Here is a 13,704-nt window from a genome sequence, read left to right as displayed (position 1 = left end):
CGAACCGACGCGAATAGAAAGAAGTAGATTCTTGGAGATCGTTGTCGCGCTGTTCACTCTTCTCGTCCTTTTCGAGGGAAAAGAAGGGTGGGGGTATGAGGAAAGCCCGGTGACCGAGGGAGGAACCCTCACCGGAAAAGTTCTCCTGAAAGGAACCCCGCCCCCGGCGCGGATCTATCATCTGATCTTCTCCCCGAACATCGATTTCTGCGGAAGGATCTCCGACGGAAAAGGGAACCGGCTGCTCAAAGAGTTTCGCACCGCGCCCGACGGCGGCCTGGAAAATGTAGTGGTCGCCGTGATCGGCGTCGAACGGGGGAAACCGTTCGATTATACCCCCGAGCTGACGATCGAGAACTGCCGGATCGGCCCCTTCGTCACACCGGTCCGGAACCACCATCCGGTCACCCTCATCAACAAAGATTCGATCACGCACGACGTTCAGGGCTACACGCTGAAGGAGGAGTACACCTTCGCGATGTTCAACAAGCCGCTCACCCCCAAGGCGATCGCCGCCAAGGAAATCCGCCTTCGAAAGGGACACTATCTCTTCCGCACCCAGTGCGGGGTGCACGATTTCATGCAGACATGGGGGATCGCGGTCGGCAACCCCTATTTCGCCGTGACCGGCGCCGATGGACGCTTCACGATCCCCGACCTGCCGCCGGGAGAATACGACGTGATCGCCTGGCATCCGCACGCGAAGGTGCGCGCGGGGTCGGTTAGGATCGCGCCGAATGGAAACGCGGAACTCGACTTCACATTCGACGCCGCGGAGATCGACATCCCGCTCCACGATCTTCAGACCCAGTTCCGGTTGGACACGGCGCTTCAGCCGCGCCACCTGACGCCGCCGAGCGTGGAGCTTCAGCGGGACTAAGCACTTTCATACCTTCGCGTCGGCCTTTCGACCGAAGTTGATTCGAATATGACGGGGGCACTCTCAAGATGTTTCAATGTGTCTGGTCCGATGCTAGGAGAGAATGGATGGAAGAGAGCAAACCGAAGAGTCATAGGATCGAAGAGAGCGACGGCCCGACACACCTTTTAAAAGAGGAGCACCGGGCGACGCTGCTGAAACTGGAGCTGATCGAGCGCTCCCTCAGCTACCTTCGCAAGCCGGCCGAAGAGACCCTCCCCGAGGGGGTAGCGGTTAATAAGGCCCTCTTGCGGGACCTGGCCGTCGCCCTGGAGAAGGAGATCGGTCCGCATTTTCGGAAGGAAGAAGAGGCGCTCTTTCCCGTGCTCGCCGAATACATCGGCAAAGAGTACGGCCCGATCGAGGTGATGGTGCGCGAGCATGAGAAGATCCGGGCGGCTTTCTTTACCTGGAAAAAAGCGCTCCCCTCTTTTTGCCGGAGCATCGCGCCGATCGACGAGGGGATCCGCAAAGCGGTCCTCGATCCGGGGCTTCGGATCGTCCACCTGATCCGGCTTCACATCAACAAAGAAAATCAGGTTCTTTTTAAGCTCTCCGAATCCTCTTTGACGGATGAGGAAAAAAAGAAGGTGACGGCCCGGATGCACTCCATCACCGATGCGTTGCGGGGGGAGGAATGTTAATCGGAGAGCTGGATCAGCTTTTCCTCATCGGTGATGTGAATCTTTCTTCCGTCCATCCGGATCAGTTTTTCTTTCTTCAAAAGCGCTAAAAGGCGAACCACCGTCTCGGGCTCTACACCGATCATCTCGGCCAGCTCTTCCCGTTTTAACTCAAGATCAATCGCGATATCCCGGTCGCGCCTCGCCCCATGTTTTTGTCCCAACGTAAGAAGTGTCTCCGCCAGCCGCTCCTTGGCGCTCTTGAAGAGGATCTGCCGGGTCCGCTCCTGGACGTTTTCGACCTCCCGGCTGAGGGTTTTGATCAGGTTCATGGCGAGGTGGTTGTTCGATTTCAACACCTCCATAAACGCGTCCCGGTAAAAGAAGCTGACCTCCGACCGCTCCAGTGTCCGCGCCGTCGTCGAATGCCTCCCGGAATGGAAAAGAAGGCTCTTCTCGATCAACTCTCCCGGAGAAACGACGCTGAGAATTTGCTGCTTCCCGCTTTTGGAAGATTGGCTTAGTTTAACGCTTCCGGAACAGAGGATATAAATCCCGGTGGAAGCGGTTCCCTCATAGAAGAGCGTGTCGTTTTTCTCATAAAGATGCGCTCGCTTCATCTTCATGAAAAGATCAATCTCATGCGACTTCAGCTCCCCGCAAAAAGAGGAAAGGACCCGAACCGCGCAATGGTTGCAATCGGTCTGCGGCATCTTACTGTACGAATCCATGATGACCCTCGTCTGTTTTGGCGAAGACTCCCTTCGGGATCTTTGCTTCGACTCCACTCTGCCAAAGGAAGCCCGTCCGCCGCAACCCCCCAAAAGGGGTAATTTGAGCGGAATCCTCCGTTTGGGGGGTTGTGCTCAAGGTGCGAACCGCTTCAGAATGAAATTGTGCTTCAGGAATGCGATGAAAGAGTCGACGGGGTCACTGAGGGTCGCGCGTCACAATCAGGAAGTCTGGGCCGAAGTAAAAAGATTCATCGAACGGGCCGGTCCATAAAAAGAGGAGCGGAAATGGCAAAACGGATTCTCATTATCCAGGGTCATCCCGACCCGGACGGAAAACGTTTCGGCAACGCACTCGCGGCGTCTTACGCCGAGGGGGCGAGAGAGGGAGAACATGAAGTCCGGCTCATCGACGTGGCGAAGCTCGATTTTCCGATACTGCGCACCAAAGAAGATTTTGAGCGTGGAACACCCCCTGAGTCGATCCGGGAGGCCCAGAATGCGATTACCTGGGCCGATCACCTGGTAATCTTTTTCCCCTTGTGGCACGGGACGATGCCTGCTCTTTTCAAAGCATTCCTCGAACAGGTCTTTCGGTATGGCTTCGCCATCGGCCAGCCAAATGGGGCCAAGATGGGAAAGCTTCTCACCGGAAAGTCGGCCCGCATCGTGGTGACGATGGGGATGCCGGCCTTTTTCTATCGTTTGTATTTCCGCGCACACGGTGTGAAAGGACTGAAGCGAAGCATTCTTGGATTATCGGGGATCAAACCGATTAAAGAAAGCCTGATCGGGATGGTTGAAGGGAGCCAAGCAGGCCGAGAGAAGTGGCTCGCCAAAATGCGCCGCCTCGGTTTGAAGGGAAAGTAAAACTCTCCGGATTCTACAAACGACGCTCCTCTTTCTCTTTTCTTTTCCACGAAGACCCGCCACTTCTTTTCTTCCCGTCCGGCACGACCCACTTTTAATACTTTTGAAGAAAATAATCGTTCCGCTTCAAAGCGGCGGTGGAAGACATTTGGGACCCTCAACCTTAAAGGATGACTTGCATCTAAAAAAGAATCTCTCCTATAATTAAAGAAGTTTTTTTACGCTGGAGGGAGACCTCATGAACGAGTTGACCGAACAGATCGGGAATCTACAGCCGGGAGATCATCTTTGTCTTATTTATGACAAGGATCCGTCCGAACAGATGCCGGCGCTGATCCTGTTTATCAAACAAGGTTTAGAGCAGGGAGAACAATGCGCCTACATCGCGGATGATCAGACCGTCGACCAGGTGACCCGCGCCCTTGAAGAGAGTGGGATCGAAGTTTCCAAGGAATTGAAAAGAGGCGCCCTCCTGCTCTGGACGAGAGCGGAATGGCGTCCGCCGGAAGAATTTGATTCCGACAAGAAAACACTGCAAGTGCGCCATTTCATCGATGCGGCTCTTTCAGCCGGATTTACAGGCATCCGGTTTGCCGTGGAGATGACCTCGGCGTTGGGACCCGATATCAGCGGGGAACGGATAAGAGATTGGGAGGCGACGATCAATCAAATCTTCACTCCCGGCTTCCCGGCGCGAATTATCTGCCAATACAGCCGCAGCCGGCTCACCCCGGATGTCGTGGAGAGTTCGTTGAGCACGCATCCTCTCGCCATCATCGGAAACGATGTTTATCCCAACCATTTTTATGAAACCCCTCCGATTCTTGACGGCAAAACAAAGAGAGGCAAACTTGACTGGATGATCTCTCAGTTCGAAATAATGCGCCGACAGGAAAGAGATCAGCGTTCGGAGCAGACCAGTAAACTGCAACACATCTTTCAACTCAATGATCAGGTTAACCGCGCCGAGGACCTCGAAGAAATTTACAAGACTTCGCTTGATATCATTCTCCGGGCGGCGAAGGCCGACCGTTCTGCCATTCTATTGATGGATGACAATCAAGTCATGCGATTTAAAAACTGGCGCGGGCTTTCGGAAGAATACCGCAGGGCGGTCGAGGGACATTCGCCCTGGCCGACCGACACATCCAATCCACAACCGATCTGCATGAATGATATCGACGCTGCGCCAATGGAATCCTCTCTAAAGGAGGTGGTGCGCCAGGAAGGAATCCATGCGCTCGGTTTTTTCCCATTGGTTTATCAGGGCCGCCTTCTTGGAAAATTCATGGTTTATTATAATCGGCCGCATCCGTTCCTTGAAGACGAAGTGAATCTGATACAAACCATTTCCGGCCATATCGCCTTTTCCATCCAGAGTAAACAGACGGAGGAGGCCTTACGTCAAAAACAGGTGCACTTGAACATCGCCTTGGAAGCAGGCCGGATGGGGACGTGGGAATGGAACATCCGGTCCGGAAAAGCCGCGTGGTCCACGGGGTTGGAAGCGATCCACGGGCTTGAGCCGGGAACTTTCGGCGGGACCTTTGAGGATTTCAAACGCGAGATCCACCCGGACGATCTCGGCCGGGTACTGGATACGATCGCACAGACCCTTGAAGAAAAGAGCGCCTACCATGTCGAGTATCGGATCATCCGACCAAACGAAGAGATCAAATGGCTGGAGGCAAGGGGGCGACTGTTTTTGGACCCATCCGGGAAGCCGGATCGAATGATCGGTGTCTGCACCGATATTACCGACCGGAAGAGCGCGGAGGAGGCCAGTCTGCATCTCTCCTCCATTGTCGAATCTTCGGAGGATGCGATCATCAGCAAGTCACTGAAAGGAGTGATTCAGAGTTGGAACAAGGGAGCCGAGCGAATCTTCGGGTACTCGGCCGAGGAAGCGATTGGACGCCCCATCACCCTCCTGATTCCGGCAGACCGGATCAGTGAAGAGGCAGAAATCCTCAGGCGGATCAACCGGGGAGAACGCATTGAACACTACGAGACGATACGGATTAGAAAAGACGGCAAGACGCTGTCGATCTCTCTTACCGTTTCTCCGGTGAAGGATCATTACGGCAGGATCATCGGGGTTTCTAAGATTGCGCGGGATATTACCCAGCGTAGGGAAGCCGAGAGGGAGCGGGAGGAATCGCTCGCCCGGGAACAGAAGGCGCGATCGGAGGCTCAGGAGGCGAATCGACTCAGAGATGAATTCTTGGCGACCGTCTCCCACGAGTTGCGCACGCCGCTGAATGCGATTTACGGGTGGGCGCGGCTTCTGAGGATGGGGGATGCGGATGATCAAATGTATGAAACTGCGCTTGAGACGATTGAACGAAATGCGCTCCTGCAGGCGAAGTTAATCGATGATTTGCTTGATGTCTCCCGCATTATCGCCGGGAAGTTTAATCTTCAAGTTTCTCCTGTGGACATCCCTCCCGTGATCGCGGCGGTGATCGATACGCTCCGGCCGGCCGCCTCGGCAAAGGGAATTCAGGTCCACACCGTGCTTGACTCCTCGATCGGTCCCGTTCTGGCCGATCCGGACCGGCTACAGCAGGTGATCTGGAACCTCCTTTCAAACGCGATTAAATTCACGCCGGATGCAGGGCAGGTGGAGGTCCGCCTGGAACGGGTCGATCCCTATGTTGAGGTTTCCGTAAAAGACACGGGGATTGGGATCTCCTCCGATTTTCTTCCTTATGTTTTCGATCGCTTCCGCCAGGCCGAGGGGAGCAGCATACGAAGCCAGGGAGGACTCGGCCTGGGTCTTGCGATTGTCCGGCATTTGGTGGAGTTGCATGGGGGAACGGTCTCTGCAGAAAGCCGCGGCAACGGGCAAGGAGCAACCTTCAAAGTAAAGCTTCCGATCCGCGCCGTTCGGATCAGACCCGCCGCGTTACAGCCGCCACATTCTTTAGATCAAATGGAAGGGTCCCGCCGTTATCCGAGGGTATTGGAAGGTCTCCAGGTCCTTCTCGTCGACGATGAATCGGACGCGCGTGACTTATTGACTGCGGTCATTGAACGATATGGCGCAAGGGTCGCTTCGGCCGGATCGGCGGAAGAGGCGCTGGAGAGCGTTATGCAACAGAGACCGGATCTTCTGATCGCCGATATCGGGATGCCGGGAATGGATGGGTATGTCTTCATCGATCGTTTCAGATCTTGGGAGAAATCGCACGGCTTCGAGCAGATTCCCGCGATTGCACTAACGGCTTATGCCGGGCCGGAGGACAGAAGACGCGCACTCTCGGCAGGCTTTCGGATCCATATCGCCAAACCGGTGGAGCCGACTGAGCTGATAACGGTGATGGTAAAGCTCATCCGCCGCTCTGGAGAGCCGGTACTATAAACAATTCCGCTTTCTTCAGCCATATCGAAGCTGGCCGGCATTGATCTGTTGATCGTCACCTTTTTCTTCTTCACATTCGATCATTGAGGTTGTCTTTTCAGTAATTTACTGATGCCGCTCTGCCGGCGCTTCCAGGTTCTGTTTGCGACCCGATCATCCGAATTCAACCGTACCGCTTCGATCGCGTTCTTCCTTTACAGTCGGTTTTTCTTTGTGACTCTCCTCATTCATTGAACCGTTGCATATATCGCTTGCAACTGGAAATCCGGATGGTAAACTAATCTAATCACCTTGTCAGCTTGGAGAAAACATATGACCCAAACAGTCCGTGGAATACTTTTATTCGTATTTATTTTTTCTTTTTCCTCCGTCGCAGCCGAGGAGACTTCCCCTCCGCCGGCTCCCTCGGCCGAAGCGATCCTCAAAGCGTCCATGGAGCGGATGTATCATCTGAAAGATCAGACCTCCAAGGTCACTTTCCGCGTCGTCCCTCCCGATGGAAAAGAAAAGAAGACCGTCTTTCGGCTTTACTGGAAGAACTATTTCGGAAAAGATAATTTAAACAGCAAATCGCTCCTGGTGACGGAGTCGCCGGCCAATAACAAAGGGGAGAAGTTCCTCCTCTGGGAGCGGCCCGAAGAGAAGCAGGCAGACATCTGGCTCTATCTTCCGGAGCTTCGCCAGGTGCGGCGAATCCAGGCGGGGGGACATCAGCACGATAAAGAAGACGACTCGGACCTGCTCTTCGAAGATATGCACCAGCGCCCCATTGAAAAAGACGAACATCAGTTGATGAACGAGGAGGAAGTGCGGGGGGAGGTGTGCTATGTCATCGAGAGCCGGCTGAAAGAGCATCCCGCTTACGGCAAAAAAATCCTCTATATCTCTAAAAACGAAGGGACGATTCGAAAGATCGATTATTTCTCCGACGAGGGAGCCCTGTTGAAGACCCAATGGATCGATTGGCAGCGGATCGGCGAGAGCTTTGTTTGGAAGGTTTCCCAAATAGTGGATGCAGCGTCTTCCCGCAAAACCGTCGTGGAGCTCAGCGAGGTGAAGGTCAATGTCGGCTTAAGAGACGATCAATTCTCCGAGCGGGCGCTCCGCTAAGGTATGGTGTCGCAGTCATACATCAACACAGCGGTCCGGCCTGTCTCCCATCAACAATCGTCTAAAAAATGGAACGGCGAACGGTAACCGATCGGAAACCTTTCGAAGGAAAGTAATGAAATAAGGGGGGGCTCAAAAGCCCCCCCTATTTTTTAGATCAGTGATTGATTCTGGGGGGTTTGTCGGTCATTTCTCGGTAGAGTTGATGAAACTGATCGTCGGTCAGCGACGGATCTGAAATCCGCTTTAGCTCTTCCGGGCTGACCGGGAATTGAAAGGCTTCATCAAAGATCGAAACGCCGATGCCGATATAATGAGCGGCCAGGCGCTTCTCGGGAAGGAGAAATTCGATTCCGTCATTATACTTCAGCGCCAACTGAATCGCCTGCCTCGCCACGTCGGCGGGGATCTCTTTTCCGAAGCCGATATTTCGAGGGGGATGTCCCTTCCGGAAAACCTGCGGGCGCACCTTGGTAATCGAGAGGGCTTCGAATTCCTTCTTAACGGCGGCGGCCTCATTCTTTCGCTCCGGCGCGAGAAAGATTTCAACCAGAATATCGCGGCGACCGGCCGCCTCTTTGGCGGCGGGTGCGGCGGGCGACTCGGACGAGCGGCCCGGCTCCGCGGGGGCCGGAGCGGCAAAAAGGGAGAAGAGCAAAATTCCCCCGGCGAGCCTGAAAAGGAGGGTCGCTTTCTTCATCATCGTTCCTTTTGGTTTGAGGTTCGGTAATCGGTCGGCGCTATTCTAACAAAAGAAACTTCCTTTGAAAAGGATGCTAAAAGAAGGTGACGGCCCGGATGCAGACCCTCACCGAAGCGTTGGGAAGGGGTCTCCGGAAGACGCTTCTCCCTGATTCCACTGCGCACCAGCTTCGCGGGAATCGCCTGCCGGGTCAGCCACACCACCTCCACCCGCTCGTCGACTCATTGGCCGGCATACTTCGCCGCCGGTTGATTCAAGATTGTTGTCTCCCCCCGTTCCTCCAAAACCCGGAAAAGGAACTTCGGCGCTCTTACAGATGAAACGTCGTGTCAAAACGCAGCAACCTTTGACGCGGCGGGTATTTCTGAAATCCATTCTCCCACGTGATTTAACAGCGATTTAACATCTCTGCAACGACACCGTGATTCCGGACCGATACGATGCGATCGTCTTTAAAAAATGTCTCAGGCAAACACCAAAGTCCATTTAAGACGACTCAAGAAAGGAAAGCGCGTCACCGTGGCACAAAATAATAAGAAGAAAAAAATCAGTTTAAGGAAAGCGATCCTCCGTGAGATCTCCCGGGCGATCGGATAATGCATTCCCTCAATCGGCGGGATCTCGAAAAGGGCAAAAAGAGAATCCCTCCTAAACCTAAATAAATCTCAAAAGACGAGCGAAAGGAGAAAGAGAAGATGTCCCGATTCATGGCAATCTTGCTGGTGGCGATCGGACTCGTGGGGCTGTCGAGTATGGAGAGCTTCGCGGACGAGCGTAAAACGTTGGAAGAGCTATTGGTTGATAAAGGAACCATTTCAAAAGAAGAGGCCGCCGCAATCCAGGCGACCCCGTTTTCGAAGTGGGTCGATGAGATCTCCTTTGGAGGCGATCTTCGCCTGCGGCACGAATCGTTCGAGAGAGAGGATCCGAATCGCGACCGCCATCGCCAGCGATTTCGATTGCGGATGGGAAGCAAGATCAAGATCAACAAATTTCTCGTCGGCATCCAGCTCGCCTCCGGAACGGGAGAGCAAGTTTCAAGCAATCAGAGCTTCGACAGTTTGTTCAGCCAGAAAGAAATCTGGATCCAGCAGGCCTATTTGCAATGGAAAGCGGCGTCATGGCTGAAGCTGACCGGCGGGAAGATGTCGAATCCATTCTTTCGGGCCTATACCTCGGATGTTGTTTGGGATGACGACGTGACCCCGGAAGGTTTCGCCCAGAATCTCACCTTCGAGGTGACGGAGATGATCGTTCTTTTCATCAACGCCGGGCAGTTCATCTTGGATGAAGATTCCAGCGACAACAACGACCAGTGGCTCTTCGGCGAGCAGGTCGGCGCTCAGATCGGACTCAGCAAGGAGACGAAGGTCACCTTGGCCGGCGCCTATTATAATTTCAAGAACGCCACGCGGGGGACCTTCGGCCAGCCGGCCGTCCAAAGCGGAAATACACGGGTGGACCTGGCCGGGGGGGATGTGACCCTGGTCAACAACTACCGCGTCCTGGATATTACCTTCGAGTTCGCCACCAAGGTGGGGAGCCTTCCCGTCGCCCTGCAGGGAGATTACGTGAAGAATCTCGCCGATACGACGACTGACAAAGACATGGGTTATCAAGCCGGTTTGAAGCTCGGCAAAGCCTCCAATCCCCGGAGCTGGGAGGTGGCCTACTTCTACAAGCTCGTGGAGACAGACGCCACCGTCGCCGATCTTGCCGATTCGGATTTCGGCGCCGGCGGAGGAACCAACCGGAAGGGGCACATCGTCTGGGTTGCCTACAACCCGATCAAGCCGCTCCAGTTCAAGGTCAAGTACTTTGTGACCGAGGTTGAAGACGAAACGCTTCCGCCGGGAGAAGACGACGTCAACCGGCTCCAGGTCGATATGGCAATGAAATTTTAAACGGTTGGGAAAACCGTTCACGAAAAGGGCGCCTCCTCCTGCCGCGTTCGAACGATGGGAGGGGGCGCCCGCACCTTAAAGGAAGGTGTGTAACAAAAACTTAACATCCTGCTAAAACCGGGGAAATGCGATTCACGTATAAACATCCTTATCAACACTAATATTAGGAGAAATGAGATGAAAAAGAAATGGATTCTCACAGCACTTTTGGGGGTCGGGCTGGCTTCCGTCCAGACATCCTGGGCGGAAACGACCCTGATCAAGGTCGACGGCTCAAGCACCGTCTTCCCGATCACCGAGGCGGTCGCCGAGGAATTTCAGAAGAAAAATCGCAATGTGCGGGTCACCGTCGGCATTTCGGGAAGCGGCGGGGGCTTCAAGAAATTCTGCATCGGCGAGACCGATATCTCCGACGCCTCCCGGCCGATCAAGGCCTCCGAGGTGGAGTTGTGCCGTAAGAACAAAATCGAATATATCGAGCTTCCGGTCGCGTACGACGGCCTCGCCGTGATGGTCAACCCGAAGAACACCTGGGTCGATCACTTCACGGTCAAAGAGCTGAAGAAGATGTGGGAGCCGGCCGCTCAGGGCAAAATCAAAAAGTGGAACCAGATCCGGCCGACCTGGCCCGATAAGGAGATCCATCTCTTCGGCCCCGGCGCCGATTCCGGAACGTATGATTATTTCACCGAGGCGATCGTCGGAAAGGAAGGCGCCAGCCGGGGCGATTTTACGGCGAGCGAGGACGACAACGTTCTCGTCCAGGGGATCGCCTCCGACACGCTGGGGGTCGGCTTCTTCGGCGTCGCCTATTATGAGCATAACAAAGAGCGGCTCAAGCTGATCCCGGTCGACGACGAAAACGACGCCAACGGCAAAGGGCCGATCCTCCCCAAGTACGACAACATCCTGGAGGGGACCTACCAGCCGCTGGCGCGGCCGATTTTCATCTACGTCAGCCGGAAATCGGCGGAGAAACCGGAGGTCCAAGCGTTCATCGATTTCTACATGAAGAACGGGGCAACGCTCTCTAAGGAGGTCGGATACATCGCCCTTCCGGACAAGGCCTACACTTTGGGACTCAAGCGATACCAGCATCGGATGGCCGGATCGGTTTTCGGCGCCGGATCTCAGGTCGGCGTCAGCATTGAAGAGCTGCTTCAAAAGGAAGGGAAATAATCGGACAACTCAGAATAGTATGGATAGGAGGGGGGCACTGCCAAGTGCCCCCCTCCGGTTTTTTTGCGCCTGCTCATTGCGAGAAAGCGGCTCGAATCGCTCAATGGAAGCATTCATATCAGAAGCAAGCCTGTCATGGGCTCCCCCCCACCGTCGGCCCGTCAACTGATGCGATGTAAAGAATAAAACAACGGCAAGCCTCGGTCGGCACTCACAACCCTAAAAAATACTTGCAATGGTCTAGGAAAAATGCTACATGTGCACCAATCATTATCGTGAGATTGTGACACTCCTACAGGAGGGTATCGATCTGATGCTCTCCGCAATCTCCCCTTTAAAATTTACCCTCTCTCATCATCATTGATGACGTAAAGGATCCGCCGATGGCTTGGATAGGGCGTATCCTTCCGACCTTCTGCACTCTCTGCGATTGCAGGACCGCTTTCTCTTTAAGGGAGATCTTCTGATTTTCCCGTCTTCACTTCGACCGGCCATCATTCGTGCCATGGCCCTTTTGATCTTCTCGATTTATCTTTGCCGTTCAGGTGATTTTACCAGCTTTATGGGAGCTTCTTGGAAAAATGGAAATGGAAGAGGAGAGTCGCATTCGAAAACAGGCCGAGGAGGAGGTGAGGGAAAGGAGTCCCTCTCTTCTGTCGCGCCATCTTGAGGAACTGCAGCGCCTGATTCACCAGATGGAGATCCGTGAAGTCGGGCACGCGCTTCAAATCGATGAGATCCGCCGCACCTTTCAGGCCCAACTAGAAGCGTCACGCAATCGGCATGCCGACCTCTACGACTCCGCGCCTGTCGGCTACTTCACTCTCGATCAAGGCGGTTTCATTATCGAGGTGAACCGCACCGGCGCGGATCTCCTGGGGATGGAGAAAGGATACCTTCTTAAAACCCCCTTTTCTCTCTACGTGGCTGACGAAGATCAGCCCCTCTTTCAAGATTACAGAACAAGGCTTTTCAAAACGGAGCGTCATGAGCGCTGTGAGGTCAGGCTCATCAAAGAAGATCGCTCTTTCTTCTATGCTCAAATGGATAGCCTTGTCGCGGTCGAATCCGATGGCACAAGGAGTTGCCGAAGCATCGTCAGCGAGATCGGCGAGCGCAAGCAGACGGAGGAGACGCTTCGGGAGATTGGAAGAAGATACCGGACCATTTTCGAGCGAGCGCCCGTCGGCATTGCGCGCGTCAATCGGGAGGGACGTCTGATCGAGAGCAATCAAGCACTCCAACAGATGCTTGGATACGGCGAGGAGGAGCTGCGCCGTATGGTTTTTACCCAACTGACATACCCTGAGGATGTGTCGAAGGAGTGGCTGCTTTTTCAGGAGCTCATTCAGGGGGGAAAGGATCACTACGAATTGGAGAAGAGATACTACCGAAGAGACGGCAGCGTCATCTGGGGCAACCAAACCGTCTCCCTCGTCCGAGATACGGGCGGAGAGCCGCAATTCGCGATCGCAATGGCACAGGACATTACCCATCAGAAACAGGCGGCGGCGGAAATAACCGCCATTGACGAGGCGTTAAGGGAGAGAACCGCGCGCATCGAGGAGGTCAGCCAAGCGCGAAACCGATTTTTCTCCTACATCTCCCATGAATTGAAAACACCGGTGAACAGCATCGTCGGATTTATACAACTGCTTCGCAATCGGACATACGGCTCATTGACCCCTGAACAATTAAAAACCTTAACCCGCATCCACGGATGCGCGGAAGATTTGGTTCGACTCATCAACAACATCCTGGATCTGGCAAGGGTCGAGTCCGGGAAAATGGACCCGAAGATGATGGAGACGAACCTTCCCGAGCTATTAGAAAGGGTCTCTATCACATTCGAGCCCTTTCTTCGAGAAAAGGGGCTGACCCTTGAGAGAAGGGTCGCCCCTTCATGCCCTCTTCGTTTTCTCACGGATCCCTCTCTCATCCGAAGCATGCTGACCAATCTGTTAAGCAATGCGGTGAAGTTCACCCATCAAGGGGTGATTCGGGTTGAACTCGATCAAACCACAGAAGACAAAGGGGTTCAGATCACGGTTTCCGACACGGGCATCGGAATAGAGCCCCAGCGTTTGGAGCGGATCTTCGAAGAATACCACCAGCTCGAGACGGGGGTAGAGGTTCAAGCCGAGTACGCCAAAGGAAGCGGCCTTGGACTTGCGATTGTCAAGAAGATCGTTGATTCTCTCGACGGGAGAATATCCGTTGAGAGCGCTCCCGGCCGAGGGACCACATTCATCATCCGGATTCCGGCGCCGCCCGCGCAACCGGCGGCCCGCTGACTTCCCG

At 54.4% G+C, this 13,704-nt stretch carries 10 protein-coding genes; 8 read left to right on the top strand and 2 right to left on the bottom strand.

Annotation, left to right across the window (positions count from 1 at the left end):
* Positions 1-31: 31 nt before the first annotated feature.
* Both MNODULE_RS08800 and MNODULE_RS08795 read left to right on the top strand, forming a co-directional pair.
* On the top strand, positions 32-880 hold the full coding sequence (locus MNODULE_RS08800) for a carboxypeptidase-like regulatory domain-containing protein (RefSeq protein ID WP_168059055.1): 849 nt from the start codon (positions 32-34) through the stop codon (positions 878-880).
* 107 nt (positions 881-987) lie between these two features.
* The gene (locus MNODULE_RS08795; protein WP_168059054.1) at positions 988-1,563 is read left to right on the top strand and encodes a hemerythrin domain-containing protein; all 576 of its coding nucleotides are present in this window, start codon (positions 988-990) and stop codon (positions 1,561-1,563) included.
* Here MNODULE_RS08795 and MNODULE_RS08790 read toward each other — a convergent pair.
* Entirely contained in the window at positions 1,560-2,273 is a 714-nt protein-coding gene (locus tag MNODULE_RS08790) for a Crp/Fnr family transcriptional regulator (RefSeq protein WP_168059053.1), read from the bottom strand. The two genes, MNODULE_RS08795 and MNODULE_RS08790, sit on opposite strands and share 4 nt — an antisense overlap.
* A gap of 288 nt (positions 2,274-2,561) precedes the next feature.
* On the opposite strand from MNODULE_RS08790, the gene MNODULE_RS08785 reads away from it, so the two are divergent.
* From MNODULE_RS08785 to MNODULE_RS08775, 3 genes are all read left to right on the top strand, one after another.
* The gene (locus MNODULE_RS08785; protein ID WP_168059052.1) at positions 2,562-3,143 is read left to right on the top strand and encodes an NAD(P)H-dependent oxidoreductase; all 582 of its coding nucleotides are present in this window, start codon (positions 2,562-2,564) and stop codon (positions 3,141-3,143) included.
* Between the two features lie 238 nt (positions 3,144-3,381).
* Positions 3,382-6,507 (top strand): PAS domain S-box protein, encoded by a 3,126-nt coding sequence (locus MNODULE_RS08780; RefSeq protein WP_168059051.1) that lies wholly within the window; start codon positions 3,382-3,384, stop codon positions 6,505-6,507.
* A 312-nt stretch (positions 6,508-6,819) separates the two neighbouring features.
* Positions 6,820-7,617 (top strand): outer membrane lipoprotein-sorting protein, encoded by a 798-nt coding sequence (locus MNODULE_RS08775; protein ID WP_168059050.1) that lies wholly within the window; start codon positions 6,820-6,822, stop codon positions 7,615-7,617.
* 157 nt (positions 7,618-7,774) lie between these two features.
* Here MNODULE_RS08775 and MNODULE_RS08770 read toward each other — a convergent pair whose 3' ends face one another.
* Positions 7,775-8,320 (bottom strand): hypothetical protein, encoded by a 546-nt coding sequence (locus tag MNODULE_RS08770; RefSeq protein WP_168059049.1) that lies wholly within the window; start codon positions 8,318-8,320, stop codon positions 7,775-7,777.
* Positions 8,321-9,015: 695 nt separating this feature from the next.
* Between MNODULE_RS08770 and MNODULE_RS08765 the strand changes: the two genes are divergently transcribed.
* The 3 genes from MNODULE_RS08765 to MNODULE_RS08755 all read left to right on the top strand — a co-directional run bounded on the left by MNODULE_RS08765 (position 9,016) and on the right by MNODULE_RS08755 (position 13,697).
* On the top strand, positions 9,016-10,224 hold the full coding sequence (locus tag MNODULE_RS08765) for a putative porin (protein ID WP_168059048.1): 1,209 nt from the start codon (positions 9,016-9,018) through the stop codon (positions 10,222-10,224).
* Between the two features lie 177 nt (positions 10,225-10,401).
* Complete coding sequence (locus MNODULE_RS08760; RefSeq protein WP_168059047.1) at positions 10,402-11,403, top strand: PstS family phosphate ABC transporter substrate-binding protein; 1,002 nt, start codon at positions 10,402-10,404, stop codon at positions 11,401-11,403.
* Positions 11,404-11,990: 587 nt separating this feature from the next.
* Positions 11,991-13,697 carry a PAS domain-containing sensor histidine kinase gene (locus MNODULE_RS08755; protein ID WP_238339247.1) on the top strand — a complete coding sequence of 569 codons (1,707 nt, stop codon included), beginning with the start codon at positions 11,991-11,993 and terminating at the stop codon, positions 13,695-13,697.
* Positions 13,698-13,704: the final 7 nt, after the last annotated feature.

It is taken from the genome of Candidatus Manganitrophus noduliformans, assembly GCF_012184425.1.
Lineage (GTDB): Bacteria > Nitrospirota > Nitrospiria > SBBL01 > Manganitrophaceae > Manganitrophus > Manganitrophus noduliformans.
Note: the sequence above shows the minus strand (reverse complement) of the source record. Positions and strands in the feature narration are given on the sequence as shown.